Here is a 26238-nt window from a genome sequence, read left to right as displayed (position 1 = left end):
AGGGCCTTTCGACCGCCCGCATCGCGGCTTGTGCGCGGCGCGCTGATCAGAATGGGTACTCCGCGCCCGCACCCGCATACCACGAGCGACCCGGTGCCGCTTCGTAGTAGCGGTTGTTGCCATCGCCGACGATCACCGAGCCGACGTACTGGCGGTCGAGCAGGTTATCCAGGCGCAGGGTCTGGTGGAAGGTCCAGTGTTCGACCTTCTGCTCGAAGCGCGCACGCCAGTTGAACACGCTGTAGGCCGGTGCGGCGTGTCGGCTGTTGGTGTCCTCGACGTAGACCTTGCTGCGGTAAATGCCTTCGATGGCGGTGCTGACCCAGTCGCGGGGCTTCCAGTTCAGTTCGGCGAACAGCGTGGTTTGCGGCACGCCGGGCAGGTAGTTGCCCTTGTCGACGGCGGTGCTGCCGCCGCTGACGAAGTCGCTGTCGTAAGTAGCTTGCAGGCGGGTGTAGGCGAGGCTGCTGCTCCACTGTTCGCTGAGCTGGCTTTCGAGGCCCAGTTCGAAACCGCGGCGCAGGGTGCGGCCGGCGTTTTGGTAAGTCGTGCGACCGCCGCTGGATTGCTGAACCACTAACTCGTCTTCGGTGGTGATTTGGAACACGGCAGCGTTGATGCGGGTGTCCTGGCCGACACGTGCTTTCAAGCCGACTTCATACTGTTTGCTGACCGATGGCTTGAGCGCGAAGTTGAAGCTGTTCGAGTTGCTTGAATAGGCGGATTCAGCTTGCGTCGGCGTTTCAAAACCTTTGCCGGCGCTCACGTAGCCGTGCAAGTCAGGCGTAAACGCGTACATGACGCTGACCGATGGCGTGTTTTTCTGGTAGGTCTTGCTGCCGCTGTCGTTGCCGTCGCTGAGGAAGTGGTCGTCCACGTCCATCTTCATGGTGCTGTGGCGAAGGCCGGTTTGCAGTGTCCAGTCCCCCAGTAGCCAGTTGGCTTGCACGAACGGGTCGAGGCTGGTGGCGGTGTCGATTTCATCACGGCCGAGTGCGCCTTTGACGCCGTGCACACCGTTAACGGTGTTGGAATAGCCTTGGCGATCATCCTCGCTGCGGTCGTAGTCGAGGCCGGCGATTAGCGTCAGGTCGCCGGGTGCGCTGGTGATGGGTTGCAGCCAGTGGACGGAACCGCCGTATAACTTGCGGTCGAAAGCCACCACACCGCCGCGAGCATTGGCGGGGTTTTTCGCGCCACTGGCGAACTTGTCAGGAATCGACAAATACTGAATCACACTCCGCCGTCCCGTATACGCATTCACCTGCAACGTCGCATCGCCGATATAGCGCTCGTAATTCATCCCCAATTGCTGATGATCGATACTTTTGCGCGTGTTGTACGTCAGCGCATTCGCACTCACCGAGCGTGGATCGGCCTTGTACGCTGACCACGTCTGCCCTAGCGGGTCCTGCGTGCCATTCTGCTCCAGGCTGCTGTAGATCAGCGCCAGCTTGCTGTCGTCATCCGGCTGGAAGTTGAGCTTGGCAAAGGTCTGGTCACGTCGCGCGCTGCTGTGGTCGCGGTAGCCGTTGGTGTCCATGCGCGAGGCGTCGAGCACGAAGCCTGCGCCGTGGGTGGCGCCCTCGGCGGTCAGGTGGTTTTTGTTCAGGCCGTTGCTGCCCACCAGGGTTTCGGCGCCGATGCGCGGCGGGCCTTCGCCGTCGCGGGAGAACATCTGGATCACCCCGCCGGCATTGCTGCCATACAGGGTGGCTGCCGGCCCACGCAGTACTTCGATGCGCTCGGCGGTGTCGAGGTTGAAGGTGGCAGCCTGGCCCTGGCCGTCCGGCGTGCTGGCCGGAATGCCGTCGGCGATCAGCTTGATGCCGCGCACGCCGAATGCCGAGCGGGCACCAAAGCCTCGGGAGGAAATCTGCAAGTCCTGGGCATAGTTCTGGCGGTTCTGCACCACCAGGCCGGGCACGCGGGAGAGGGCTTCGGAGGCATTGATGCCGAGTTGACCGTCGCTGATCTGTTCACGGTTGATGCCGTCCACCGAGTAGGGCAGGTCGAAGGTCGGGCTGGCGCTGCGTGAGCCGCTGACCACGCTCGGGTCGAGGACCAAAGGCGTGTCATCGGCCAGTGCCGTATTGCTCAGTGTGAGCAGGCCTTGCAGCAACAGGGTGAAGCGGGCGAGGGTGTTCATCAGTCAGCCGGAATCCGTGGCGCGCATAGGAGGTAAACGCGCAAAGGGGCGCGAGTTTAGTGAATCAGGCGAGTTTTATCATTTAGGAGTCGTCTTACGCAGCGAATCGGTGTTCCCGCCCTGGGTCGCCATCCGTTGTGATGTTAGCGTGGCCAGCCTTGGCAGTAACAATGGCTGAAGGGTCAAAAGGGTGGGGTCATGAGGATTACGTCGAAAGTCTTGTGGGTTGCGGTGTCTTTTTCGCTGGCCGGTTGCGGCACCATCAATACCGTCTTCCGACCCGACGCCGTGACCAGCCAGAACCTCAAGGACTCACGCAGCCATTGCGAAAACGTGCCGCGCATCTACAGCGGGGTGATCTACGGGTTTTGCACGCTCAATGGCGAGCCAGCGCCTGGCAGGAGCCTTAAGGACAAGAGCCTGATAGACCATGGGGGCAGCGTGTTGCCTATCGTCGCCGTGGAGTTCGTCGCCTCCGGCGTGCTGGACACCCTGGTGCTGCCCTACACCATTTACCGCCAGAATAGGGACGGCAGCATCCAGATCTTCCGCTGATCCCTCTTGACGCTTGTCGCTAACAGCTCCCCACTGCTTTTAAGCTATAATCCCGCCCTTTAGCTGTTTCCTGCCCAGGCAGGGGGCACACTTTTTTCAGGCGTAACCCGCCTGCATGCAGACTAAAAGAGGCTAGACCCCTGTGGCATTGACGATTCTTGGCCTGTCCGGCGCCCTTAGCCATGATCCTTCCGCAGCCTTGTATATCGACGGCAAGCTGATCGCGGCCGCCGAAGAAGAGCGCTTCGTACGCGACAAACATGCAAAGAACCGCATGCCCTACGAATCGGCGAAGTTCTGCCTGGAACAGGCCGGTATCAAGCCTTCCGACGTTGACGTGGTCGCGATCCCGTTCGCCCCGATCAGCCTGTTCGGCGAGGCGCGCTGGCACTACGCCAAGCGTTACTGGTACGCCCCCGACCGCGCCCTCGACGCGATCCTGATGGGCAACCGTCGCTACAAGCGCTACCGCAACAAGATCGTCTGGTGCCTGGAGCAACTGGGCTTCGATCCTAAGAAAATCAAGATCGAACCGGTTGAACACCACCTGGCCCACGCCTCCAGCGCCTACCATTGCTCTGGTTTCCAGGAGAAAACCGCGATCCTCGGGATCGACGGTAAAGGTGAGTACGCCACCACGTTCTTCGGCTACGGCGAAAACGGCAAGATCCACAAGATCAAGGAATTCTACGATCCAGACTCCCTCGGTGGCCTGTATGGCGCGATCACCGAGTTCCTCGGTTTCGAGATGCTCGACGGTGAGTTCAAGGTCATGGGCATGGCGCCGTACGGCGATGCCAGCAAATACGATTTCTCGCGCCTGGCCTCCTTTGAGAACGGCGAGTTGGTGATCAACACCGACTACGCTAACGTCATCGGCCTGCGCCGCTACAAAGAGAAGGGCAAGGGCTTCTACTTCTCGCCAAAACTGATCGAGTGGCTGGGTCCAAAGCGCGAAGGCGATATCGCCGACGAGCCGTACATCCACTACGCCGCCAGCATGCAAGCGCTGTTCGAGAAACTGGCCTTGCAGATGATCGACCACTACCTGGGCGACATCCTCAAGGACACCGGCAAACTGGCCTTCGCCGGCGGTTGCGCGCTGAACGTCAAGCTGAACCAGAAGATCATCGCCCGTGGCGACGTCAAAGAGCTGTTCGTACAGCCGGCGTCGGGCGATGCCGGCACTGCGGTCGGTGCGGCGGCGTATGTGTCCCACGCCCGTGGTGTGCCGGTCGAGAAGATGGAACACGTCTACCTCGGCCCGTCCTACAGCAACGAAGACGTGATTGCCGCGTGCGCCAAGCACGAGAGCAAGCCGAACTGGCGCAAGATCGAGAACATGCCACAGCGCATCGCCAAGATCATGGTCGACGGCAACCCGGTGGCCTGGTTCCAGGGCCGCATGGAGTTTGGTCCGCGCGCCCTGGGCGGTCGTTCGATCATCGGTTGCCCGAGCGCCACCGGTGTGGCGGATCGCATCAACCACCAGATCAAGTTCCGCGAGCGCTGGAGGCCTTTCTGCCCGTCGATGCTCGACACCGTGGCCTCGCAGATGATCAAGGTCGATCACCCGGCGCCGTTCATGACCTTCACCTTTGAAGTGTCCGAAGAGTGGAAGACCCGCGTGCCGGAAGTGGTCCATGAAGATGGTACCTCCCGCGCCCAGGTGCTCAAGCGCGAATACAACCCGCGCTACTACGACATGATGAAAGAGCTGGAAGTGCTCACCGGCAACGGCGTGTCCCTGAACACCTCGCTCAACCGTCGTGGCGAAGCGATGATCTGCTCGCCGACCGACGCGCTGAACATGTTCTTCGGCTCTGACCTGCAGTACCTGATCATGGAAGACATCCTGGTCGTCAAGGATGGCGTGGACCCTTATGACGCGCTCGGCTGACCGCCACGTCCTGCAGTTCTGCCACGGCTATGACGGGCCATTCCTCGATTGTGCGCGGCAGTACGCCAGTTTGTTCGCAGGGTCAGGCTACAAGGTGACCACGGTGTTTCTCACCGGGGTCGCCGACCCTGAGGTGGCGGCCGGTTGCGCCAGTGATGAAGTGTTGTTCATGGAGTACAGCTCGAAGGCCATCCGTGGCCTCAAGCTGGGCGCCATCGCCGAGCTGCGCAAGATTGCCGCGTCGCGCAACTTCAGTTTCTGCATCGCGCACCGCGCCAAGCCGATCTACATCGCGCTGCTCGCCACGCGCTTGCAGGTGATTGGCGTGCATCACGCTTTTGGCGACTACCAGCGCCGGGGGCGTCGGCTGTTTGCAACGATTTTTCGCCAGCGCCTGAGCTTGTTGGGCGTCTCCGATGCCGTGCGCGATGACATTCGTCGCTGCCTGCCGAAATGGCCGGCGGCGCGTATCCAGACCTTGTACAACCGCATTGATGTCGAAAACCTGCAGGCCCAGCAGGTTTCGAAGGATGAGGCGCGCGACGCCCTTGGCTTGTCGCCGGATGAGTGGGTGGTCGGCAATGTCGGCCGCCTGCACCCGGACAAGGATCAGGCCACGCTGCTCAAAGGTTTTGCCCTGGCATTGCCAACGTTACCGGCTGAAAGTCGTCTGGCGATCCTCGGCACCGGACGCCTGGAGCAGGACCTGAAAGAGCAGGCGCGCGAGCTGGGGATTGCCGACAAGGTTGTGTTTCTCGGCCAGGTGCCGGAGGCGCGTCGCTATTTCCGTGCGTTTGACGTGTTTGCGTTGAGCTCCGACCACGAACCCTTTGGTATGGTGTTGCTGGAAGCCATGGCGGCCGGCGTCCCCTTGCTCGCCACCGCCTGTGGCGGCGCGCGGGAAGTGGTTGAGGGCGTTGGTATCCTGTTTCCCTTCGGCGACGGCGAGCACCTGGCCCAAGGGCTGGGGCACTTGGCTGCGATGGATCAGCACCAGCAACGCCAGTGCGCTGATTTGATGCTGGAGCGCCTGCACGCACGATTCTCGGATCAGGCGGTGCGCGCTACTTTCTGGCAACTGCCGCATGTCATTGAACTGACCGCGAGGGCTTGATGCTCAATCGATTTCAAGGCTGGCGCGAGCGCGGCTGGTCCGTCGTCGATGCGCCTGCATACAGCGAGGCCTGGCAGCGTTTTGGCGGCAGCGTCGCGACGCATCCGCAAGTGATCGAACGCCTGGCCGGGTTGGCGCAGATTCCGGTGCGTTACTTGGCCTGGGAGCAGGCGGGTGAGCTCAAAGCGTGCATTGCCACCTGGGGGCGCGACCTGGCGCTGTCCAAGGATGTACTTAAGCGCAGTGGCAAGAAAGGCCTGTTCGATCTGGGCAATGCCGAGCTGATCCTGCCGGCCGCCGCCGACGCGCAGGCACCGCTGAGGCAGCGTGCGCGCTACCTGTCTGCGCTGAACGAAGGGCGTTTCAGCGGCCTCAAGCTTCAGGCCGAGCAGTTGGCCATGGCGCGAACGCCCGAAGAACTGTCGAAGAAGTTTCGCTACAACCAGCGCCGCGAACTGCGTTTGCTGGAAGAGGCGGGCGGCGTGGTGCGGTCGGTCAGTGAGTTTTCCAGTGCGGAGCTGGCGTCCATCTACTGTGACCTGTTCCTGCGCCGCTGGGGCTTCACCGCCACAGGCGCCGAGCGCATGGCCGAGGTCATCGAGCTGATGCGCGAGTGGTTGATCGGCTCGGTGATTTTTCTGAATGACGCACCCATCGCAATCCAGTTGGTGTATCGGGTCGAGTCGCCGCAATGGATCAGTGTGGAGTACGTCAACGGTGGGGTCGATCCTGAAACTCGCGCCTTTAGCCCCGGCAGCGTGCTGAGCTTTCTCAATACCCAGAGCGCCTGGGAGCAGGCACGCGAAGTCGGCAAGCCACTGCGCTTTTCCTTTGGCCGCGCCGACCGCGAATACAAGGACCGTTGGTGCAACCCTGTGCAGGTATTCAGCGTATGACCCGCAAGCAGCAATTGCTCAAACGTCACCGGCGCAACAAGCGTACGGCGCTGATCATTGGTGTGTTGCTGCTGTTGCTGGTCGGCATCCTGGTGGTCTGGTGGTTACCGTTGCTGTTGGCGCTGCTGGCCTGGGTGGCCCATGAAGCGTGGTTTGCCGACCACCTGTTCTACGCGCCCAACGAAGATTACCAGTACCGTTTCGCGGCGGATGCCGAGCTGGCGGGCGTGCGCTTGGAAAATGGGCGCTTGCTGCTGGATCAGGCGGTGGACGCGGACGCGACGGTGGTGCTGGCGATCAAGGTCAAGAGCACTTGGCTGGGGCGTTTTTTTGACCCGAGCGTCGAGCTGGTGGACGATCGGCAAACCTTTGAGCGTGGCGTCAACGGCGTGCGTTACCTGAACCTCAGCGGTTTGGCGCTGAGCGACTTAACGTTGCGCGGTCGCCATTGCCGATTGCTCGGCACGCCCCGTCTGTGGGCCTGGACCCATCCGGACTACCGCGCACAGCGCGTGATGGTGATCGCGCCCCACGCCGACGATGCTGAATTGGCGGCCTTCGGCCTGTACAGCCAGGCTGAAAATCCCTGGATCGTCACCCTGACGGCAGGTGAAATCGAAGCCGAGCATTATGAGCAGATGGGCCTGGACGCGGTCGAAGCCTCGCGCATCAAAGGCCGCCTGCGTGCCTGGGACAGCATCGCCGTGCCGCTCTGGGCGGGTGTGCCCCAGGCCCACTGCGTGCAGCTGGGCTATTTCTGCCTGCAGTTGCAGGCGATGCAGGCCGCGCCGGACCTGCCGTTCGCTTCCCGCGAGGCAGAGCTGACGGACGTGCGGCCATTCCGTCAGTTCAACCCCTTTCCATTACCGGCGGACAGCGACGGCCTGCCCACCTGGAACAACCTCTTGGCCGACCTGCGCCAAGTACTGTTAATGGCGCGCCCGGAAGTGATCGTGTTGCCGCATCCGGTATTGGACCCGCATCCAGACCATGTCTGTGCGCAGCAAGCCGTGATGGAGGCGCTGCAAGGGCTGGAGTGGCAGCCGACCACTGTGCTGGGCTATGCCAACCACTTGCATGACAATGATCGTTGGCCAATGGGCGCCTCCGGAGCCGGTATTGCGTTGCCACCGTTGTTCGACGCGACCGTGGAGTTGCTGCCGTGCAACCTGCCGCTGACGTTGGCTCAGCAGCGTGATAAGGCCATGGCGCTGGGCATGATGCATGACTTGCAGCCGGCACCGCCGTTCAAGCGCCGTGTGCGACGCTGGTTGCAGCGGGTGTTGGCAGGTCGCGCGAAATCGCCCTACGGTGAGAACGAATTTTTCCGTAAGGCCGTACGACGGCATGAGTTGTTCTGGCGTTTGGGAAAGGATAAGTAATGAAAGTCTTGTTTCTGGTGCAGAAAGAGCAGCGCGCCATCCTCGACCGCTTGTACGAAGGTGTGGCCCAGCACTGCGAATGTGATATCCGCTGGTTGAGCAGCGATGAGCAGCGCACCCTGCGCGGTTACTTTCGGCGCGAAGTCGACGTGACCCGTTACGACCGTATTGTGTTCTTCCTGCGCTTCAAGCAGGAAATCCGCCAGGCCGGGTTTATCCGTACGATCCCAAACCTGGTGATCCTCGAGCACGACGCTTACCAGAACTACATTCCCTGCAAGTACACCGGCAAATTCAGCGCCCACTACCGTCGCTTGCCGTGGGTTCGCGTGATCAGTTCAGGCTACATGGTGACCGAGCGCCTGCGCGCCGAAGGTTTCGATGCGGTGTTCGTGCCCAAGGGCTATGACCAGGCACTGCTACAGCCCCAGGATCGTGAACGAGATATCGAACTGGCGTTTGTCGGTAGTACCAACAGCGTGGCCTATAGTGGTCGCAAGGCTCTGCTCGATGAGCTGGCGCGGGTTGAACCTTTGGTAGTGACGCGCACCAAATCGGGTGAGGAATACTGCGCGACCCTCAACCGGATTCGTTTTTTCGTCAGTGCCGATGTGGGCATGGGCGAGTACATGATCAAGAACTTCGAAGCCATGGCCTGTGGTTGCGTGTTGCTGGCCTTCGATCAGGGAGTCGAGGAAAACGCGGCCCTCGGGTTCGAAGACATGGTCAATGTGGTGTTCTACAAGGACATCCCGCAGTTGCAGGAAAAACTGGCCGTGCTGCGGTCCAACCCGCAGTTGGCGGCAGACATCGCGCGCAGTGGGCAGGACTTGGCCGTCGGCCAGTTCGGTTTCGCCCGTATCGGCCAGCGTATTGTCGAAGTCCTCGAGCCGCCCTTGCGGCCTCGTGCGCCATTGAATGTGCTGGAAAGGTTGCGTCTGAAGGTGGGCGTTTAATATCGGTCAGATATGGCCGCAAATAGTGGCTATATGATATTATCGAGGCTTGAATGCAGTTCTCCGATCAAAGCGACATAACGCTCGTGGTGACCAGTTGTGGTCGCTTCGATTTATTGAAGCGGACGCTCGAGAGCTTCGATCTGTTCAATACGGCGGATATCCGCGAAGTTTTCATTACCGAAGACTCTGGCGATGAAGCCGTGCGCCTTGCGGTGCCGCAGCACTGGCACGGCCATTGCCATTTCCTGATCAACCGCCCGAAGCTTGGGCAGTTGGCATCCGTCGACTTGGCCTACGCGTCGGTCAAGACCCCCTACATATTCCATTGCGAGGATGATTGGGCGTTTTATCGACCAGGCTTTGTCGAAGACTCCAAGGCGGTACTGGAGCAGCGACCCGATATTTTGCAGGTGTGGTTGCGTAACTACGTTTATGACTTGCAGGTGCACAGCCCTTATATCCATCTGGGGCCACGTGAGGTGATTGGCGGGGTGCCGTGTTATCCCCTGCTGTCCGACAAGCCTGAGTGGCAGGGTTTTTCGCTGAATCCCGGGTTGCGGCGTATCAAGGAATATCGCTTGTGCGCGCCCTACGCCGGATTCGAGGGTGAGAAGGGGCTATCCAAGCGTTACGCGCAGCTGAACCTGGCGGCCGTGACACTGGAAGGCGATGCGGTTTTGCACACGGGTTTCGGTTTGCATGTGGCTACGTCAGAAGAGCGCTTGACCAAGGCGCGGCGCAAGCGGCGAGAGCGGATCAAGCTGGCAGTCATGTTGGTACTGGGTGTCGGTATCGGCTGGTTGATCCGTTAAGTACATGCAGCAAGCCACCACAACGCCGCAAAAGGTCATTTTTCAGATGAGTATCCTCAACATCATGTGGGCCGGTGGTTCTGCATTCGCTTCGGTGCAGAAGGTTCACCAACAGATACTTTCCCACGCTATTTGCCGGGCACCGATCGCTACCTGGTTGCTTCAAGGCGGTTCGGACGAGAGCGCGCCGGCATTGGAATGGAACTTCTCCTCAGCCCAGCTCAAGGGCCGGCACCTGTGGAAGTTGCTGGCACCCTGGATGCGCGCGCGTTTTCAGAAGGCGCTGCCTGACGATCTGGAAGTTGTGCTGCTGGACGGGGTTGGTGTGGCCCGTGTGATGTTGCCGGTGCTCAAGCACTTGCCACATGTGCGCGCCGTCGTCGTGTTCCATGGCGTCACGCGCATGCGCCGGGCGGATCAGAAGCTCTTCGAACAGTTTCCGGCTACGCAACTAACCCTGGCGGCTGTTTCGCAAACCCTGGCTCACTCGCTTGAGCGTTACCTGCAGCGGCCCGTGACAGTGCTGCGCAGCGCCTTCGATCCGGTGGCTTTCCGTGCGGCTGCGCTTTCTCGAGCGCAGGCGCGGTCTCGCCTGGGCCTGTCTTTGGACGCCTCGCCCGTGTTGGGGGCGGTAGGCCGGCTGGTAGGCGGCAAGGGTTTTGGCTGTTTGCTGGACGCGTTTGCCGGCGTGTCGGCCCAGCAGCCGGATGCGCGGCTGGTGATTATCGGCGAGGGCGCTGCGAGGCAGACCCTGGAAGCGCGTATCGAACAGCTCGGCTTGCAGGGCAAGGTTTCGTTGCCGGGCCATCTGCCGGACGCCGCGACGCTTTACCGGGCCTTCGACTGGGTCGCCATTCCGTCGACGCAAGAAGGCTTGGGGTTGATCCTGCAAGAGTCGGTGATGGCGGGCGTGCCCGTTCTGACCAGCGAATTGGCCGTGTTTCGCGAGCAACTGGCGAATGCGGGCTGGTACGCGCCGTCAGACGATGTGCAGGCCTGGGGCAGTCTGATGGAGCGTGCGTTCGCCACATCAATCCAGGAAGTACTGGAGGCTCAGGCGCAAGCGCTGGCCCCGGACCAAGCCTGGAAAGATTTCAGTGAAACCTCCCAGCGCCTGTTTTCATGCCGCTAGCAACGCCTGCTCCAGTGCCTGCATTGGAAAGCGTTCGTTCAGCTTCTCGCGTGCAATATAACGTGCAAAGTGCTGCAAGTTGCGCCGTGCGAGTTCCGGGCTCAGCGGCGCGCGCAAAAAGCGCATATCCGCCACATCGATGAGCCCCATTTCGTTATCCGGTGTGACAACAATATTGCCCAGGTGCAGGGAGCGGAAGTAAATCCCCGCACCGTGCAAGCGGCGGATCAGCGCCACCAGCGGATCGAGGTTCGATTGCCAGTCATAGCCTTCCTTGTTGGAAATCTGACGCAGCGTTTCACCCGGCAGCGGGCGATACAGCACGGCGGTCATGCCGGGCGCGGCCAGTTGAAAGAACGCGAGTACGGTCAAGGTGGGGATGCCACGCTGTTGCAATTGCGCCACGTTGTCAATGAACCGCTTGGAGTAGGGGCGCAACAGCGCTGACGAAAACAGACGCTTGCGGCGAAACAGTTTTAGGATATTCCCGTCGGCCAACAGGTAGACTTTGGGGCCGTAGCTGTCCTGTTCGAGGATTCGGGCACCTTCAATCATCGCGTTTAAATCGGCTTGGGGAAGCCTTGAACATTGCATCGTCGGAAAGCCTTGTGGGAGTCGCGGGCACAGTGATCGGTAATAATGCCGAAAGTTTTGGGTTTTAACCATGCCAGGTTGGCGGGTTGTACGTATTCAGGAGCGGGTGATGCAAGTAAGTCGTTGGGCGCAGGTATGGATGATTTTCGGGTTACTTTGGTTTTTGCTGGCGATTGCTTTCGCGCCGACCAACAAGATTTATCAACAAGGTTTGACGTTGTTTCTCTGGTTGCCCGCCATGGTGTTTGCCTGGTCGGCGCGTGAGCGCCTCAAGGAAGTCTGGCGTGAACAGCGCTGGATGTGCCTGATGATTGCGGCGCTTGCCGTCTGGGGTGCAGTCAGTTTGTCGTGGACCAATGCCGAAGACCCTTCGCGCGAGGCCAAGCGCTTGCTGTACATCGGCGTGTTCCTGCTGTTTTTCCCGGTGTTTGCCTGCGGGCAGACCGAGCGAGTCATTCGCGTGATGCAGTGGGGTGGTTTCGGCCTGGCCCTGTCTTCGCTGGTGACGATCATCAAGTTCTATGGCCTTGAGCATAACGCCTGGAGTGCGCGCATCGAGGGCTTGGGGCAGTTGTCCCATCCGATCCTGGGCGCCTATGTGATTGGCCTGGCCGCCATCTGGTTGCTGCACTGGTTGCCGCGTGGGCGCTGGATGCAGGTGGCGTGGGCGGTGTCCATTGCGCTGCTCGGGCTCTTTGTGGTGCTCAGCCAAAGCCGCGGTGCCGCACTGGCCTTGCTGCTGACCGTCGTGGCGATGCCGGCTTGGTGCCGCGACCGACGGACAACGGTGACCGCAATTGCGGCAGTCGTGGCGGCGCTGGCGATTTTCTTCGCCCTGAAGTCGCTGATGCTGGACCGTGGTGTGTCCTACCGGCCGCAGATCTTCATGGCGGCCGTCCAGATGATTTCCGAGCGCCCGTGGACCGGTTTGGGCCTGGGTGGCGACTACAAGGTATTTGCCGACGGTCTTTATTTCGATCACGCCCACAACCTGTTCTCCCACGTCGCGATCGAACTGGGCCTGCCCGGCCTGCTGTTGTGGTGCGGGCTGTGGTTTGGCGTGTTGTGGCAAGCCTGGAAGGCCCGCGACACGCTCTATGGCAAAGGCATCATCGGTATGTGGATGTTTTCGTTCCTGGCCATGCAGTTCGATGCGGCCAGCCTAACGGGCACCCCGCGGGCCGAGTGGTTTATCTCGTGGCTGCCCATTGCGCTGGCCAGTGTCTTGGTCTGGGCTCGGGCCAACCCCGATGCATGTGATAAAGTTCGCGTCCTACCCAATCAGTGAGCTCGACACATGAGTGACGCACCGCCCAAAGCGGACCAGGAATCCAGCCTGAAAATTTATCTCAGGCTGCTGGGCTATGTGAAACCGTACATCGGCATGTTCATGCTGAGTATCTTGGGCTTCGTGATCTTTGCTTCCACCCAGCCGATGCTCGCCGGGATCCTCAAGTACTTTGTGGATGGCTTGAGCAATCCCGACGTGGTGTTCCTGCCCAAGATCCCGCTGTTCAAGGACCTCAAGCTGCTGATGGCCGTGCCGCTGCTGATCATCCTGATCGCCGCGTGGCAAGGCCTCGGCTCTTTCCTCGGCAACTACTACTTGGCCAAGGTCTCCCTTGGCCTGGTGCATGACCTGCGCGTCCAGCTATTCAACAAACTGCTGGTACTGCCGAATCGCTATTTTGATACGCATAACTCCGGGCACCTGATTTCCCGCATCACCTTTAACGTGACCATGGTCACCGGCGCCGCCACGGATGCGATCAAGGTCGTGATCCGCGAAGGTCTGACGGTGGTGTTCCTGTTCGGTTACCTGCTGTGGATGAACTGGAAACTGACCCTGGTGATGCTGGCGATCCTGCCGCTGATCGCCATCATGGTCGGCAGCACCAGCAAGAAATTTCGCAAGCAGAGCAAGAAGATCCAAGTGGCAATGGGCGATGTCACCCACGTGGCCTCGGAGACCATCCAGGGTTACCGCGTGGTGCGCAGCTTCGGTGGCGAAAGCTACGAGGAGCGCCGTTTTGCCGCCGCCAGCCAAAGCAACACCGACAAACAGCTGCGCATGAACAAGACCGGTGCGGTCTACACGCCCATGCTGCAACTGGTGATCTACACGGCCATGGCCACCTTAATGTTCCTGGTGCTGTTGCTGCGCGGCGACGCCACGGCGGGTGACCTGGTGGCCTACATCACCGCTGCGGGCCTGCTGCCCAAGCCGATCCGTCAGTTGTCGGAAGTCAGCTCGACGATCCAGAAAGGCGTCGCCGGTGCCGAAAGCATCTTCGAACAGCTGGATGAAGAGCCGGAAGTCGACAGCGGTACCGTGGAGCGTGATCGCGTCAGCGGTCGCCTGGACGTGCGCAACCTGAGCTTCACCTATCCGGGTGCTGAGCGCGAAGTGCTGAAGAACATCAGCTTCACGGCGGAACCTGGGCAGATGATCGCGCTGGTAGGGCGCTCAGGCAGTGGCAAGTCCACGCTGGCCAGCCTGATTCCGCGGTTCTACCACCACGAAACCGGCGAAATCCTGCTGGATGAGGTGGAGATCGAAGACTACCGCCTGCGCAACCTGCGCCGGCATGTGGCTCAAGTGACCCAGCACGTGACCCTGTTCAACGATACCGTGGCCAATAACATCGCCTACGGCGACCTGGCGGATGCACCGCGTGCCGACATCGAAAAAGCTGCCGCCGATGCCTATGCCATGGACTTCATCGCCGAGCTGCCCAAAGGCCTGGACACCGAAGTCGGTGAAAACGGCGTGCTGCTCTCCGGCGGCCAGCGTCAGCGCTTGGCCATCGCCCGCGCCCTGCTGAAAAATGCCCCGTTGCTGATCCTGGACGAAGCGACTTCGGCGCTCGACACCGAGTCCGAACGCCACATTCAGGCTGCGCTGGACAAAGTAATGAAGGGCCGTACCACCCTGGTTATCGCGCATCGGCTGTCCACCATCGAGAAAGCCGACATGATTCTGGTGATGGACCACGGTGAAATTGTCGAGCGTGGTACACATGTGGAACTGCTGGCTCTGGGCGGCTATTACTCGCGCCTGCACGCCATGGGCCTGGATGAGCCCGTCACGGCTAACATCACCTGATGTGCCGGGGCGCGCAATGCGTCCCGGCGTTTGTATCAAGCCCCTTACTCGGCTTGACCAAAGCCAAATAATTCGCAGCCTATCGTTTGTTATGTTGGCCTTCTCGATTCGAATGACGAACGAGAGGGCTAACCTTCTTGCGTGGGTAATGGAATGTTGCAACGTCTGTTCTGGAAACTGCTTCCCAAAACCCAAAGGGTGTTTTTGCTGGGACGTTTGTCAGTGGTGGATCGCCAGGCGGTGAACAAATCGTTGTCTGGGGTGACGGCACTTCCGCCTGCTTTCGAACGACACAACTGCGTGTTTATCCATGTACCCAAATGCGCCGGCAGCAGCGTCTGTTCGGCGTTGCTCGATGGGCGCTGGCCAGGGCATTTGCCGTATTACTGGTATCAGCAACAATTCCCCGAACATTGCCAACGCAGTTTCAAATTTGCCTTTGTGCGTGACCCGCTGGAGCGCGCCTACTCGGCCTACACCTACTTGCGCAGCAACCACTTGGGCCGCCGCGACCTGCAGGCACAGGCACTGGTATGCAGCTACCGCGACTTTGACCATTTCGTTGCCCACTGGCTGTGCCCGGAAAACCTGCGCCGCCAGCTGCACTTTGCTCCCCAGACCGACTTCCTGGTCGATCACATGGGGCAAATGGCCATGGATTTCATGGGTCGCCAAGAGTCCCTGGAGCAAGACTTCCAGCAGCTGTGCGACCGCCTCGGCGTAACGTCTTCGCTGCCCCATCTCAATGTTTCACTCGGGCGGCGCAGCGAGCCGGTCAGGGACTTCTGCACCCTGCGTACGCGCCGCTTGGTCCGGCGTGCTTATCAACGTGACTACGAGGTCCTGGGTTATGAATAGTCCGTCGCTCTCCCGTGGTTCTGCCTCCATTCGCCCCTTTGCCTTGTCGTTGTCGGTCGCCGCGCGCGCCGCGCTCAAGCACCAGCAGCCTTGCTGCCTGTGGCTGACGGGGTTGTCCGGGTCCGGCAAGTCGACCTTGGCCAACGCCCTGGAAGTGCAGCTCAATGAGCAAGGGCGGCATACCTTTGTGCTCGATGGCGACAACTTGCGCACGGGGTTGTGCAATGACTTGGGCATGAGTGATGCGGCGCGCAAGGAAAACATCCGGCGCATTGGCGAGGTGGCGCGACTGATGGTTGACGCGGGATTGATCGTGATCGTCTCGGCGATTTCTCCGTTCAGCGCCGATCGCGCGACTGCCAAGGCACTGTTCGGGCCGGGGCAGTTTTTCGAGGTCTACATCAGCACGCCGTTTGACGTGCGCGCGCGGCGCGATCCCAAGGGGTTGTACCGTGCGGCGCTGGACGGGCGCATCAAGGCCTTCACTGGGCTGGACAGCCCTTACGAAGCGCCGCTTGCAGCTGACTGCGAAGTCAACACCGATGAGGTCGAACTGGCCGACGCGGTGGACCACATCCTGGCTGCTTTGTTTAAAAAATGAGCAGATGTAGCCTGTGATGCCTCCCGGATAAAGCTCTCGAACTAGGCGGCGCTCACCCTGTGCTAATATCGCGCCCCTGTTCATTTTGTATGTGGGTTGCTCCATGAAGTTGTCCATGCCGCGATTCGATCAAGCCCCTGTCTTGGTGGTCGGCGATGTCATGCTCGACCGTTACTGGCATGGCGGTACCTCACGGATTTCCCCTGAGGCGCCGGTACCGGTAGTCAAGGTCGAGCAAATCGAAGACCGCCCAGGCGGCGCTGCCAACGTTGCCCTCAATATTGCCGCCCTCGGCGCCCCGGCCTCCCTGGTGGGTGTGACCGGTGACGATGAAGCCGCCGACAGCCTGGCCAACAGCCTGCGCGGTGCTGGCGTGCGCGCGCTGTTCCAGCGCATTGCCCATCAGCCGACCATCGTCAAGCTGCGGGTCATGAGCCGTCACCAGCAATTGCTGCGTATTGATTTCGAAGAACCCTTCACCACCGACGCCCTGGCCCTCAGTGGCCAGGTTGACGAGCTGCTCGAAGGCATCAAGGTGCTGGTGTTGTCGGACTACGGCAAAGGCGCCTTGAAGAATCACCAGGTATTGATCCAGGCCGCCAAGGCCAAAGGCATCCCGGTGCTGGCCGATCCGAAGGGCAAGGACTTTTCGATTTATCGTGGAGCCAGCCTGATCACGCCGAATCTCAGCGAGTTCGAAGCCATCGTCGGTGGTTGCGCCGACGAGCACGACCTAGTGACCAAGGGCGCAGCGCTGATGGCCGACCTCGACCTGGGCGCCTTGCTGGTCACCCGTGGCGAGCACGGCATGACCTTGCTGCGTCCGGGCCACCCGGCGATGCACCTTCCGGCGCGAGCGCGTGAAGTGTTCGACGTCACCGGCGCCGGCGATACAGTGATTTCCACCCTGGCCGCCTCGATTGCGGCCGGTGAAGAGCTGCCCCATGCGGTGGCCCTGGCCAACCTGGCAGCGGGCATCGTGGTCGGCAAGTTGGGTACGGCAGCCATCAGTGCACCGGAATTGCGTCGCGCGATCCAGCGCTCCGAAGGCTCGGAACGCGGTGTGCTGACGATTGAGCAATTGCTGCTGGCGATCGACGATGCCCGTGCCCACGGCGAAAGCATTGTGTTCACCAACGGCTGCTTCGACATCCTGCACGCTGGTCATGTGACGTACCTTGAGCAGGCGAGCGCCCAAGGCGATCGCCTGATCGTCGCGGTCAACGACGACGCGTCGGTCAGCCGCCTCAAAGGCCCTGGCCGCCCGATCAACAGTGTCGACCGTCGCATGGCGGTGCTGGCAGGCTTGGGCGCGGTGGACTGGGTGATCAGCTTCCCTGAAGCGACCCCTGAAAACCTGCTGGCCCAGGTCAAGCCGGACGTGTTGGTCAAGGGGGGCGACTACTCCGTCGACCAGGTCGTGGGGGCGGATATTGTCAGCGCCTACGGCGGCACGGTCAAAGTGCTGGGCCTGGTTGAGAACAGCTCGACTACGGCTATCGTCGAGAAGATACGCAACAATGAGTAAGCGGGTACTGATCACCGGTGGTGCAGGCTTTATCGGCTCGCACCTTGTCGATGGGCTGCTCGCTAAAGGCTACAGCGTGCGGGTGCTGGATAACCTCTCCACCGGCAAGCGCAGCAACCTGCCGTTGGACGATCCGCGCGTCGAACTGCTTGAAGGTAATGTGGCCGATGCCGAGCTGGTGGCGCGTGCCGCTGTCGGCGCGGCAGCGGTGGTGCACCTGGCGGCGGTGGCCTCGGTGCAGGCATCGGTGGATGATCCGGTCAGCACGCACCAGAGCAACTTCGTCGGCACCTTGAATGTCTGCGAAGCCATGCGCAAGGCTGGCGTCAAGCGTGTGGTGTATGCCTCCAGCGCTGCCGTCTACGGCAACAATGGCGAGGGCGCGTCGATTGACGAAGAAACCACCAAGGCGCCGTTGACGCCTTATGCGTCCGACAAATTGGCCGGTGAGTATTACCTCGACTTCTACCGCCGCCAGCATGGCCTGGAGCCGGTGGTCTTGCGCTTCTTTAATATCTTCGGGCCGCGCCAGGATCCGTCATCGCCGTATTCGGGCGTGATCAGTATCTTCAGCGAGCGCGTACAGCAAGGCGTGCCGATTGCCGTGTTTGGCGACGGCGAGCAAACCCGTGACTTCATGTACGTGGAAGACCTGGTGGACGTATTGGTCCAGGCCGTAGAAGCGCCCGCCGCACCTTTGGGCGCAATCAACGTGGGCTGGAACCGCACCACCACCCTCAGCCAAGTGCTGCAAGCCCTGGAAGAAATAGTCGGCAAGTTGCCGGCGGTGACTTACGGGCCGGCGCGTTCCGGGGATATCCGGCATTCGCGGGCGAACAATCAGCGGTTGTTGGCGAGCTTCACACTGCCGGAGCCTACGCCGTTGAAGGTCGGCCTGGAGCGCTTGCTCAAAGGCTGAACGCAATCAATTGTGGGAGCTGGCTTGCCTGCGATGGCATCAGCTCGGTCTACCTGATGCACCGAGGTGTGTGTATCGCAGGCAAGCCCGCTTCCACATTTGTTTCGTGTTAAGCCTTGGCTTTTTTCTTCGGCACGATTTTGCGCAGCACCCGCTTTGCCAAGCGCTTCAATTTCGATTCTTTCTCCGGCACCGCGAGCCCTTGCTGGCGCAGCCAATCCTTCCAGCGAATCCGCTCCTCACGCACCACCCAGCCTTCCTGTTGGGCGAAGCTTTCTGCGAGGTACAAACCCCGGGTGCTCGCTGGATACAGCTGGTCCTTCTTGACGGTGTACAGCTCGGCCAAGGGTTGGCCGTCTTTGAGTGGCATCAGGTACAGGTCCGGCCGCTTGCGGTCCAGGCGCGCGACCAGTTGATCACCTTCCAGGCGCTCGTCCACATGGAACAGGCTCAGGGATTTGGCTTCCTTGGGCACTTCCAGGCGCAGGTCGTAAATCAATTGCAGCGATGCGGTGGGCAAGTGCACGTAGGCACGCGGGCGTTCGATCAACTGGGTTGTGGCACAACGCACCGGGCGGGCAGCGCCGGACAAGGGGCTCAGGCGAAACGGCAGCGCTTCGCGGTAATGCAGCGCGGCCGAGTAGGGCGCGGGCAGCCAGGTGTCATTGAAGCGCCCGCTGAGCCAACCTTCCGGCGTTTCCAGCAGGCACTCTTCGGCAATTTCCTGGATGGCAGTGTGCAGCGGCAGGTTCAGTTCATGGGCGGGCACGTAGCCGGAAATCAGCTTGAGCACCACATCGCCACGGTCCTGCCGGCGTTGGCGTACCAGCACCCAGTAATCGCGGTTCTGCCAATGCAGGGTCAGGCGTACCGAAACCCCCAGGTTGGCCAGTTCGAGCGCGAAGCGCTCGGGGTCTGCCACCTCCACCGGCTTGCGCCGCTGCAGGGTCTGGGCAAAGTTGAGCGGCATGCCGACGCTCTGGTAGCTCAGGCCTTCGGGGGTGGCTTCGACGTGCAGCGGCAGTGTTTTGAAGTTGCTGGGGTTTTTTCTTATGAGCGTACGCGCCATGTCGGCTCCTTCTTGCGACGGGGTCGGCCGCGTCGGCGGCATCAGAGTTGACGAATGACTTGGGCAGCGGTCGCCACGTTATGGGCCAGGTGCAGCGGATTAATGGTCCCGACAATAGCACTGGCGACGCCGGTTTGCGCAAACAACAACGTGAAACTGGCGCGAATTGGATCCACTCCAGGCGCAAGGCATACGTGACCACTGGCCAGGGCCTTTTTCACCAGGATGCCCTTGCCGTGTGCCGCCGCATACTCAATGACGGCTTTCTCGGCCTGTTCGTTCAAGTTGTAGGTGATCATTGCGCAATCGCCCTGTTCCAGAGCCTTCACACCGCCTTCGGCGGTTTTGCCGGAAAACCCGAAACCGCGAATCTTGCCTTCCTTTTTCAGATCGGCCAGGGTCTGGTAGACCTCACAGTCGTTGAGGATATGCAGGTCATTACCGTCGGAATGCACCAGCACAAGGTCGATAAAATCAGTTTCAAGGCGTTTCAGGCTGCGTTCAATCGACATCCGCGTATGAACCGCGCTGAAGTCGTGGCTGGACGCGCCATTCTCGAACTCTTCACCGACCTTGCTGACAATCACCCAGTCCTTGCGCTGATCCCGCAGCAGCGGCCCCAGGCGTTCTTCACTCATGCCATAAGCCGGTGCGGTATCGATCAGGTTGATGCCCAGTTCACGGGCCTGACGCAACAGCATACGGGCCTCGTCGTCACCGGGAATCTGGAAACCGCTGGGGTATTTCACCCCTTGATCGCGACCCAGCTTGACGGTGCCCAGGCCCAGCGGCGAGACCAGCAGGCCGGTGCTGCCCAAGGGGCGATGCAGGTCGTGCAGGGTTGGCAGGCTCATGGCAACAGTTGCTCCCAGGCAGGTACGCCGATGGCGGGTTTTGGCAGCGCGGGCAGTGGCTCGCTGGCGCTTGGGCGGATGCCATCACGCGCCAGGCTGTCGATCACCCGGTCAGCGAAGTCAGGCGCCAACGCCAGCTTGGTCGGCCAGCCCACTAGTAGCCGGCCTTGCTCGGCGATGAAGGCGTTGTCGGGGCGGGATAAGCCTGATTGCAATGGTTCGGCACGGTCGACGCGCAGGGTGGTCCACTGGGTCTGGCTCATGTCGATCCATGGCAACAGCTGAGCAAGCTCTTTCTGCGCGGTGGCGATCTGTTCTTGTGGGGTGCGCGCCACGCCATCGGCTTCGGCAATGTCGCCGCCCATGTACCACACCCAATTGCCATCAGCCGCCGGGTGAGTGGTGACGGTGATGCGTGGCTTGGTGCCGCCGCCGAGGCAGTGGGCGTACAACGGCTTCAGGCCGGGCCCTTTGGCGATGATCATGTGCAATGGACGTTTTTGCATGGCGGGCTGGCTGATGCCCAGCGCGGTCAGCACATCTGCCGTGCCGGCGCCGGCGCTCAACACGATGCGTTGGGCGCGAATGTCGCGACCGTCGACCTTCAAACCCACCAGCGCGTCGCCCTCCAGCAACGGTTCAATCTGTTGCCCGGCGAGCAACCCGTCGCCGGCCAGTTGTGCCAGGCGTTCGATCAGGCTCGGTACATCCACTACCAGTTCGGCCAAGCGATAGACCTTGCCTTTGAAGCGGCGGTCTTGCAGGGCGGGTGGCAGGTCATCGCCCTTGACCTGGTCGACACGGCCGCGCACGGCCTTGCTGGCGAAGAAACTGGTGAGGTTGCCAGCGAGCGTGCCGGGGGACCAGAGGTAATGGGCCTCGGACAGCAAGCGTACGCCGGACAAATCCAGCTCACCCTTACCTGCCAGCGCTTCACGCCAGCGGCGCGGCATATCGGCAATCGCTTCAGAAGCGCCGGTAAGGGCACCGTGCAGGGCGTATTTCGCACCCCCGTGAATGATCCCCTGGGACTTCACGCTTTGCCCGCCACCCAGGGTGGCGCTTTCCACGACCACCGTGGAAAAGCCCTGGCGGCGCAGGCGCGCATTCAGCCAGAGGCCGGCAACCCCGGCGCCGACAATCAGAACGTCGGTGGAAATAGGCATGCGCGCGGGACCTCTGGCGTAGAAAAAGGAGCGCTAGTATAGCGCGCAGCTGGTAGTTATCAGCTGCAAGCGGCAAGTTAGAAGCGAACCGCGTTGCTTTTTCTTGCCGCTTGTAGCTTGAAACTTGCCGCTGGCTATCGCCTCAATGCCCTGCTGTTTTCGAAAAGAGTTGTATCACCACAACCCCAAGCACAATCAGGCCCATTCCCAGCACCGCCGGGATATCCAGCTTCTGCCCATAAATAAACAGCGCCGCGATGCTCACCATCACAATGCCCATCCCGGCCCACACGGCGTAGGCCACGCCGACCGGTACCGTGCGCACCACCAACGTCAGCATCCAGAATGCCACGCCGTAACCGACGATCACCAGCAGCAGGGGAATTGGCGTGCTCCAGCCCTTGATGGCCTTCATCGAAACGGTGGCGATCACTTCCGAGCAAATGGCGATTGCCAAGTAATAGTAGGCGGCGTTCATGGGTCAATCCTCGGGGTAAAGCAATCAGATAAGGCTGGCATTTTAGAGTTTTATCAGATGGGGTAAAGTCATTACCTATCCGAATTAGAGATGGGTTGAGCCATGAGCGTGCAGTGGGATCTGGAGCAGATGCGCCTATTTGTCAGCGTCGCCGAGCAGCGTTCGTTTTCGGCGGTGGCGCGTGAGCAGCGCAAGGCCCAATCGGCAGTCAGCAACGCGATTGCCATGCTGGAGGCGGACCTGGGCGTGAGCCTGTTCGAGCGCAGCAGTGGCCGCCAACCGCGGCTGACTGAAGCCGGCAGCGTGTTGCTGGAAGAAGCACGCGAAGTGCTGCGCCAATGCGAGCGGCTCAATGGCCGGGCGCTGTCATTGACGCGCGGCGAGGAGGCTTGCTTGCGCCTGGCTCAGGATGAAGCCATGTTGTTCCAGCCGGTCCTCGATAGCCTTGAGGCGCTGGCGGGGCAGTACCCGCTGCTGGAAGTGCAACTGTCCAGCGCCGCCCAGGGTGATGTCGCGCGCAAGTTGGTGGAGCGCAAGGCGGACCTGGGCCTGTTGTTCTATCACGACCAGATCCCCGAAGCACTCGAGCGGCGAGTAGTCGGCAGTGTGGAGATGGTCACGGTATGCGGTGTCAATCACCCGCTGGCCAAGGAAAAGTACGTGGATTGCCAGCGCCTGGCGCAATTTCGCCAACTGCTGATGTCGACCCAGACCAGCGTTTACCCCGGCAGTGAAGCCGCCAGCCCGCTGGTGTGGCGCGCCGACAGCTTCTACGTGCTGGCCGAATGGCTGATGAGTGGCCTGGGCTGGGCTTGGCTGCCCCGGCATATCGTGCAGTACCCGACTTATCAGCAACAAATGGTCGAATTGGACAGCGAATGGACGCCGCCGGCCCTGGTGGTGGAATTGGTGTGGCGCCGCGACGAGCACTTGGGGCCCGCCGCGCGCTTCCTGGCCAAACGTTTTGCTGAGTGCTTGCAGGCGATCGACTGAAAAAGCCGATAAACTCCTGCGCCATGAATAGAACTCTCTACAGCTGTCTGTTTTACCTGGCGCTGCCGTTGGTGGCTTTACGTCTTTGGTTGCGTGCGCGCAAGGCGCCGGCCTATGCCAAGCGCGTCGGCGAGCGCTTTTCCTATGGCTTGCCGGTGATGCAACCGGGCGGGATCTGGGTGCATGCGGTGTCGGTGGGCGAAAGCATCGCTGCTGCGCCGATGGTTCGGGGGTTGCTTGCGCGTTATCCAGAGCTGCCAATCACCGTCACCTGCATGACGCCCACCGGTTCCGAGCGCCTCCAGGCGCTGTTCGCCAACGAGCCGCGCATTCAGCACTGCTACTTGCCGTATGACTTGCCGTACGCGGCCAAGCGTTTTCTTGATCGTGTGCAGCCGAAACTCGCGGTGATCATGGAAACCGAGTTGTGGCCCAACCATATCCACGCTTGCGCCCAGCGCGGGATCCCGGTGGCGTTGGCGAACGCGCGATTGTCGGCGCGTTCGGCCAAGGGTTACGGGCGCTTCGCCAAGCTGACGGCGCCGATGCTGTCTGAGCTGAGCCTGTTCGCCGTGCAGACGCAAACCGAAGCCCAGCGTTTCCTTAGCCTGGGGGCTCGTCCGGAAACCGTCGACGTCACCGGCTCGATCAAATTCGACCTGACCATCGACCCCCAGTTGCCGGTGCGAGCTGCTGCGTTGCGCGGACAATGGGGCGCCAGCGAGCGTCCGGTGTGGATCGCCGCCAGCACCCACGAAGGTGAAGATGACGTGGTGCTGGCTGCCCATCGCCAGCTGCTCGACAGCTATCCCAACGCGTTGCTGATTCTGGTGCCGCGCCATCAGGAACGCTTCGGTCCGATGTTTGAACTGTGCGAGCAGCAAGGCTTTGCTACCGTGCGCCGTTCCAGCGGCGAACCGGTTACCGCGCAAACGTCAGTCTTGCTCGGCGATACCATGGGTGAGCTGCTGTTTCTCTATGCGTTGGCCGACAGCGCGTTTGTTGGCGGCAGCCTGGTGGCGACCGGTGGGCACAACCCTTTGGAGCCGGCAGCGTTGGCCAAACCCGTGATCATGGGGCCGCACGTGTTCAACTTCCTCGAAATCACCGCGATGATGCGGGAAGCCGGGGCGTTGCTAGAGGTGGATGATGCCCAAGGACTGGCCGAAGCCGTGCGCCAGCTGTTCGAGCTACCGCAGGATGCACGCAAGATGGCCCAGGCTGGCCTTAAGGTGATGCAGGCCAATCAGGGCGCGCTCAAGCGTTTGCTGGATGGTTTGGACAAACTGCTTGCGCGCTGACAACACCAATCAAACGTGGGCGCTGGCTTGGCTGCGATAGCATCGCCTCGGTGTACCAGAAGTACCGAGGCGTCTGCATCGCAGGCAAGCCAGCTCACACAGGGGTCATGCGGTGTGCTTAATTATTCGGGCGGGCCTTGAGCTGTTCGGCTGCGGCCTTGGCCAGGTCTGGTGGCAGGAAGTCTTTATCCGGGTTGTAGTCAACCTTGAGGTAGCGCGCCAGGTCCTGCAGATCCCCTGGGTTCAAGGTGCCCGCTGCCTGCTTCAAACGCAGGTTGTCGAGAATGTAGTCGTAGCGGCTGTTGTTGTAGTTGCGCACCGAGGCGTAGAGCTGGCGCTGTGATTCCAGCACGTCGACGATGTTGCGCGTACCCACCTGATAGCCGATTTCCGTGGCTTCCACCGCGCTCTGGTTGGAGATGATCGACTGGCGGCGCGCCTGTACTTGTTCCACATCGGTGTTTACCGCACGGTGCAGATTGCGGGTGTTTTCCACCACCTGGCGGCGCAGGCCTTCGCGTTGCTGCTCGGTCTGGCCCAGGCGCGAGTAGGATTCACGCACCTGCGAGCTGGTCAGGCCGCCGCTGTAGATCGGGATGCTCAGGCGCAGGCCGATGGTGCGTTGCTCCACATCACCCCGATACGGCGTGCCGAAGGCATTCGGGTTGCTGAAACCGAGGGCGTCGTTATCGCCTTTCTGATATTGCGCAACAGCATCGAGCGTCGGGGCATGCCCTGCCTTACGCTGCTTGAGGGTTTCTTCAGCGGCGGTAACGGCGTAGTTGCTGGCGAGCAGGTTCAGGTTCTGGCGGCCGGCGGTTTCCACCCACGCCTTGGCGTCATTCGGCAGCGGTGGCAGCACCGGCAGCGTGTGGACAATGCCCTGGATTGAGTTGTATTGACGGTTGGTCAGGGTGATCAGCGCTTCAAACGCGTCTTCCACCTGGCGCTGGGCCAGGATCCGGTTGGCGCGGGCGGTGTCGTAGCTGGCCTGGGATTGCAGCACGTCGGTCTTGTCCGACAGGCCCACGTCGAAGCGCTCGTTGGATTGGTCCAACTGACGCTTGAACGCATTTTCTTCGGCTTTGGTCGACGCCAGGTTGTCCTGGGCGCGCAGCACGGCGAAGTAGTTTTCGGCGCTTTGCAGGATCAGGTTCTGTTCGGTGGCCGACAGTTGCAGCGCCGCCTGTTCGTTGGTGGCCTCGGCAGCCTGCAACTGGAACCAGCGATCAGCACGGAACAGCGGCTGGCTCAACGTTGCGCGCCAGGAGTGAGCATCGCGGTTGGCGGTGGCGGCGGGCGTGTCGATCTGGGTGCGCACGTTATTGATATCGGCACCACCGGTCAGGTTCGGCAGCAGCCCGGCGCGTGCCTGGGGCACCACCTCTTTTTGCGCGCCGTATTGGGCGCGGGCGGCGGCCAGGTCGGCGTTGTTGTCCACCGCTTCCTGGTAGACGCTGACCAGGTCAGTTCTGGCAGACAAGGGCGCTTCTGCTGCCCAGACCATTCCGTTGGTCGCACAAGACACGGCAAGCGCCAGTGAAAGTTTGCGCAGCATGAGGCGATCCTTTGTTGAAAATAATGAGTTGAATATTACGGCTGTAATTTGCGCTCAAGGCTGAGACGGCCGATTCCTGGCGTCAAGGGCTTGAGCAGTTCCCGAGTGTAGTGGCGTGTTCACCACACAACAATCTGCAAAAGAGCCATTCATCACGCTGAATGCTCGGGTGTTGGCAATTTGCCCACGGCATGGTCTAGACTGGACGCGTTCTTGTCGGGGTGCCTTGTTGGAAGGCTGAGATCGGTAAATACCGGATCCCGTTGAACCTGATCAGGTTAGCGCCTGCGTAGGGAACAAGATTTCTCGTCACC

General features: G+C 61.1%; 23 protein-coding genes and 1 riboswitch. Of the genes, 16 read left to right on the top strand and 7 right to left on the bottom strand.

What is annotated here, in order from left to right; all coding sequences use genetic code 11:
- Nucleotides 1-46: 46 nt before the first annotated feature.
- Entirely contained in the window at nucleotides 47-2149 is a 2103-nt protein-coding gene (locus AACY52_RS12890) for a TonB-dependent receptor (RefSeq protein ID WP_339560540.1), read from the bottom strand.
- Between the two features lie 198 nt (nucleotides 2150-2347).
- Between AACY52_RS12890 and AACY52_RS12885 the strand changes: the two genes are divergently transcribed.
- The 8 genes from AACY52_RS12885 (at nucleotide 2348) to AACY52_RS12850 (ending at nucleotide 10899) form a co-directional block, all read left to right on the top strand.
- A complete protein-coding gene (locus AACY52_RS12885) occupies nucleotides 2348-2704 on the top strand; it encodes a YceK/YidQ family lipoprotein (RefSeq protein ID WP_339415609.1) in 357 nt (118 codons plus the stop codon).
- 142 nt (nucleotides 2705-2846) lie between these two features.
- The gene (locus AACY52_RS12880) at nucleotides 2847-4604 is read left to right on the top strand and encodes a carbamoyltransferase (protein ID WP_339560539.1); all 1758 of its coding nucleotides are present in this window, start codon (nucleotides 2847-2849) and stop codon (nucleotides 4602-4604) included.
- Nucleotides 4588-5718: a glycosyltransferase gene (locus tag AACY52_RS12875; protein WP_339560538.1), complete on the top strand. Its 1131-nt coding sequence runs from the start codon at nucleotides 4588-4590 to the stop codon at nucleotides 5716-5718. Before AACY52_RS12880 ends, AACY52_RS12875 begins: the two co-directional genes overlap by 17 nt.
- Complete coding sequence (locus tag AACY52_RS12870; RefSeq protein ID WP_339415612.1) at nucleotides 5718-6614, top strand: antimicrobial resistance protein Mig-14; 897 nt, start codon at nucleotides 5718-5720, stop codon at nucleotides 6612-6614. The genes AACY52_RS12875 and AACY52_RS12870 overlap by 1 nt, the downstream gene beginning before the upstream one ends.
- The gene (locus AACY52_RS12865) at nucleotides 6611-7996 is read left to right on the top strand and encodes a PIG-L family deacetylase (RefSeq protein ID WP_339560537.1); all 1386 of its coding nucleotides are present in this window, start codon (nucleotides 6611-6613) and stop codon (nucleotides 7994-7996) included. The genes AACY52_RS12870 and AACY52_RS12865 overlap by 4 nt, the downstream gene beginning before the upstream one ends.
- Nucleotides 7996-8952 carry a glycosyltransferase gene (locus tag AACY52_RS12860; protein WP_339427260.1) on the top strand — a complete coding sequence of 319 codons (957 nt, stop codon included), beginning with the start codon at nucleotides 7996-7998 and terminating at the stop codon, nucleotides 8950-8952. The genes AACY52_RS12865 and AACY52_RS12860 overlap by 1 nt, the downstream gene beginning before the upstream one ends.
- A 53-nt stretch (nucleotides 8953-9005) precedes the next feature.
- Nucleotides 9006-9767: a glycosyltransferase family 2 protein gene (locus tag AACY52_RS12855; protein ID WP_339560536.1), complete on the top strand. Its 762-nt coding sequence runs from the start codon at nucleotides 9006-9008 to the stop codon at nucleotides 9765-9767.
- Nucleotides 9768-9813: 46 nt separating this feature from the next.
- Nucleotides 9814-10899: a glycosyltransferase gene (locus AACY52_RS12850; protein ID WP_339427258.1), complete on the top strand. Its 1086-nt coding sequence runs from the start codon at nucleotides 9814-9816 to the stop codon at nucleotides 10897-10899.
- On the opposite strand, the gene AACY52_RS12845 is transcribed toward AACY52_RS12850, so the two are convergent.
- On the bottom strand, nucleotides 10888-11454 hold the full coding sequence (locus AACY52_RS12845; protein ID WP_339427257.1) for a toluene tolerance protein: 567 nt from the start codon (nucleotides 11452-11454) through the stop codon (nucleotides 10888-10890). The genes AACY52_RS12850 and AACY52_RS12845 overlap by 12 nt on opposite strands.
- A 148-nt stretch (nucleotides 11455-11602) precedes the next feature.
- Between AACY52_RS12845 and AACY52_RS12840 the strand changes: the two genes are divergently transcribed.
- The 6 genes from AACY52_RS12840 (at nucleotide 11603) to AACY52_RS12815 (ending at nucleotide 18505) form a co-directional block, all read left to right on the top strand.
- The gene (locus AACY52_RS12840; protein ID WP_339560535.1) at nucleotides 11603-12781 is read left to right on the top strand and encodes an O-antigen ligase family protein; all 1179 of its coding nucleotides are present in this window, start codon (nucleotides 11603-11605) and stop codon (nucleotides 12779-12781) included.
- Between the two features lie 9 nt (nucleotides 12782-12790).
- Entirely contained in the window at nucleotides 12791-14599 is a 1809-nt protein-coding gene (msbA, locus tag AACY52_RS12835; RefSeq protein WP_339427255.1) for a lipid A export permease/ATP-binding protein MsbA, read from the top strand.
- 153 nt (nucleotides 14600-14752) lie between these two features.
- Entirely contained in the window at nucleotides 14753-15457 is a 705-nt protein-coding gene (locus AACY52_RS12830) for a sulfotransferase family 2 domain-containing protein (RefSeq protein WP_339427254.1), read from the top strand.
- On the top strand, nucleotides 15450-16058 hold the full coding sequence (cysC, locus tag AACY52_RS12825) for an adenylyl-sulfate kinase (protein ID WP_339560534.1): 609 nt from the start codon (nucleotides 15450-15452) through the stop codon (nucleotides 16056-16058). Before AACY52_RS12830 ends, cysC begins: the two co-directional genes overlap by 8 nt.
- Before the next feature lie 103 nt (nucleotides 16059-16161).
- On the top strand, nucleotides 16162-17586 hold the full coding sequence (gene hldE / locus AACY52_RS12820; protein WP_339415619.1) for a bifunctional D-glycero-beta-D-manno-heptose-7-phosphate kinase/D-glycero-beta-D-manno-heptose 1-phosphate adenylyltransferase HldE: 1425 nt from the start codon (nucleotides 16162-16164) through the stop codon (nucleotides 17584-17586).
- Complete coding sequence (locus tag AACY52_RS12815; RefSeq protein WP_339415620.1) at nucleotides 17579-18505, top strand: NAD-dependent epimerase/dehydratase family protein; 927 nt, start codon at nucleotides 17579-17581, stop codon at nucleotides 18503-18505. The genes hldE and AACY52_RS12815 overlap by 8 nt, the downstream gene beginning before the upstream one ends.
- A 109-nt stretch (nucleotides 18506-18614) precedes the next feature.
- On the opposite strand, the gene AACY52_RS12810 is transcribed toward AACY52_RS12815, so the two are convergent.
- From AACY52_RS12810 to AACY52_RS12795, 4 genes are all read right to left on the bottom strand, one after another.
- Nucleotides 18615-19574, bottom strand: a complete 960-nt coding sequence (locus AACY52_RS12810) for a metal ABC transporter ATPase (RefSeq protein WP_339415621.1) — start codon at nucleotides 19572-19574, stop codon at nucleotides 18615-18617.
- 41 nt (nucleotides 19575-19615) lie between these two features.
- Nucleotides 19616-20428 carry an aldo/keto reductase gene (locus AACY52_RS12805; protein WP_339415622.1) on the bottom strand — a complete coding sequence of 271 codons (813 nt, stop codon included), beginning with the start codon at nucleotides 20426-20428 and terminating at the stop codon, nucleotides 19616-19618.
- Nucleotides 20425-21594, bottom strand: a complete 1170-nt coding sequence (locus AACY52_RS12800) for an FAD-dependent oxidoreductase (protein ID WP_339415623.1) — start codon at nucleotides 21592-21594, stop codon at nucleotides 20425-20427. The genes AACY52_RS12805 and AACY52_RS12800 overlap by 4 nt, the downstream gene beginning before the upstream one ends.
- 142 nt (nucleotides 21595-21736) lie before the next feature.
- Entirely contained in the window at nucleotides 21737-22072 is a 336-nt protein-coding gene (locus AACY52_RS12795; protein WP_339415624.1) for a multidrug efflux SMR transporter, read from the bottom strand.
- Between the two features lie 102 nt (nucleotides 22073-22174).
- Here AACY52_RS12795 and AACY52_RS12790 point away from each other — a divergent pair, with 102 nt between their 5' ends.
- Both AACY52_RS12790 and waaA read left to right on the top strand, forming a co-directional pair.
- Nucleotides 22175-23065: a LysR family transcriptional regulator gene (locus AACY52_RS12790; protein WP_065879892.1), complete on the top strand. Its 891-nt coding sequence runs from the start codon at nucleotides 22175-22177 to the stop codon at nucleotides 23063-23065.
- Nucleotides 23066-23088: 23 nt separating this feature from the next.
- Nucleotides 23089-24366, top strand: coding sequence for a lipid IV(A) 3-deoxy-D-manno-octulosonic acid transferase (waaA, locus tag AACY52_RS12785; RefSeq protein WP_339427251.1), 1278 nt, complete (start codon nucleotides 23089-23091; stop codon nucleotides 24364-24366).
- A 118-nt stretch (nucleotides 24367-24484) separates the two neighbouring features.
- Here waaA and AACY52_RS12780 read toward each other — a convergent pair whose 3' ends face one another.
- On the bottom strand, nucleotides 24485-25924 hold the full coding sequence (locus tag AACY52_RS12780) for a TolC family outer membrane protein (protein ID WP_339415627.1): 1440 nt from the start codon (nucleotides 25922-25924) through the stop codon (nucleotides 24485-24487).
- A 207-nt stretch (nucleotides 25925-26131) separates the two neighbouring features.
- A riboswitch (TPP riboswitch) is annotated at nucleotides 26132-26237 on the top strand.
- Nucleotide 26238 lies beyond the last annotated feature (1 nt).

The sequence above is a fragment of the Pseudomonas sp. EA_65y_Pfl1_P113 genome, assembly GCF_963970525.1.
Lineage (GTDB): Bacteria > Pseudomonadota > Gammaproteobacteria > Pseudomonadales > Pseudomonadaceae > Aquipseudomonas > Aquipseudomonas tritici.
This window is presented reverse-complemented; position numbering and strand designations above follow the sequence as displayed.

Coding starts and splice junctions, on each gene's coding strand:
- AACY52_RS12845 (WP_339427257.1), bottom strand. CDS start 11,454: ATGATTGAAGGTGCCCGAATCCTCGAACAGGACAGCTACGGCCCCAAA.
- AACY52_RS12815 (WP_339415620.1), top strand. CDS start 17,579: ATGAGTAAGCGGGTACTGATCACCGGTGGTGCAGGCTTTATCGGCTCG.
- AACY52_RS12840 (WP_339560535.1), top strand. CDS start 11,603: ATGCAAGTAAGTCGTTGGGCGCAGGTATGGATGATTTTCGGGTTACTT.
- AACY52_RS12850 (WP_339427258.1), top strand. CDS start 9,814: ATGAGTATCCTCAACATCATGTGGGCCGGTGGTTCTGCATTCGCTTCG.
- AACY52_RS12865 (WP_339560537.1), top strand. CDS start 6,611: ATGACCCGCAAGCAGCAATTGCTCAAACGTCACCGGCGCAACAAGCGT.
- AACY52_RS12855 (WP_339560536.1), top strand. CDS start 9,006: ATGCAGTTCTCCGATCAAAGCGACATAACGCTCGTGGTGACCAGTTGT.
- msbA (WP_339427255.1), top strand. CDS start 12,791: ATGAGTGACGCACCGCCCAAAGCGGACCAGGAATCCAGCCTGAAAATT.
- AACY52_RS12830 (WP_339427254.1), top strand. CDS start 14,753: ATGTTGCAACGTCTGTTCTGGAAACTGCTTCCCAAAACCCAAAGGGTG.
- cysC (WP_339560534.1), top strand. CDS start 15,450: ATGAATAGTCCGTCGCTCTCCCGTGGTTCTGCCTCCATTCGCCCCTTT.
- hldE (WP_339415619.1), top strand. CDS start 16,162: ATGAAGTTGTCCATGCCGCGATTCGATCAAGCCCCTGTCTTGGTGGTC.
- AACY52_RS12890 (WP_339560540.1), bottom strand. CDS start 2,149: ATGAACACCCTCGCCCGCTTCACCCTGTTGCTGCAAGGCCTGCTCACA.
- waaA (WP_339427251.1), top strand. CDS start 23,089: ATGAATAGAACTCTCTACAGCTGTCTGTTTTACCTGGCGCTGCCGTTG.
- AACY52_RS12885 (WP_339415609.1), top strand. CDS start 2,348: ATGAGGATTACGTCGAAAGTCTTGTGGGTTGCGGTGTCTTTTTCGCTG.
- AACY52_RS12875 (WP_339560538.1), top strand. CDS start 4,588: ATGACGCGCTCGGCTGACCGCCACGTCCTGCAGTTCTGCCACGGCTAT.
- AACY52_RS12780 (WP_339415627.1), bottom strand. CDS start 25,924: ATGCTGCGCAAACTTTCACTGGCGCTTGCCGTGTCTTGTGCGACCAAC.
- AACY52_RS12870 (WP_339415612.1), top strand. CDS start 5,718: ATGCTCAATCGATTTCAAGGCTGGCGCGAGCGCGGCTGGTCCGTCGTC.
- AACY52_RS12790 (WP_065879892.1), top strand. CDS start 22,175: ATGAGCGTGCAGTGGGATCTGGAGCAGATGCGCCTATTTGTCAGCGTC.
- AACY52_RS12805 (WP_339415622.1), bottom strand. CDS start 20,428: ATGAGCCTGCCAACCCTGCACGACCTGCATCGCCCCTTGGGCAGCACC.
- AACY52_RS12800 (WP_339415623.1), bottom strand. CDS start 21,594: ATGCCTATTTCCACCGACGTTCTGATTGTCGGCGCCGGGGTTGCCGGC.
- AACY52_RS12810 (WP_339415621.1), bottom strand. CDS start 19,574: ATGGCGCGTACGCTCATAAGAAAAAACCCCAGCAACTTCAAAACACTG.
- AACY52_RS12860 (WP_339427260.1), top strand. CDS start 7,996: ATGAAAGTCTTGTTTCTGGTGCAGAAAGAGCAGCGCGCCATCCTCGAC.
- AACY52_RS12795 (WP_339415624.1), bottom strand. CDS start 22,072: ATGAACGCCGCCTACTATTACTTGGCAATCGCCATTTGCTCGGAAGTG.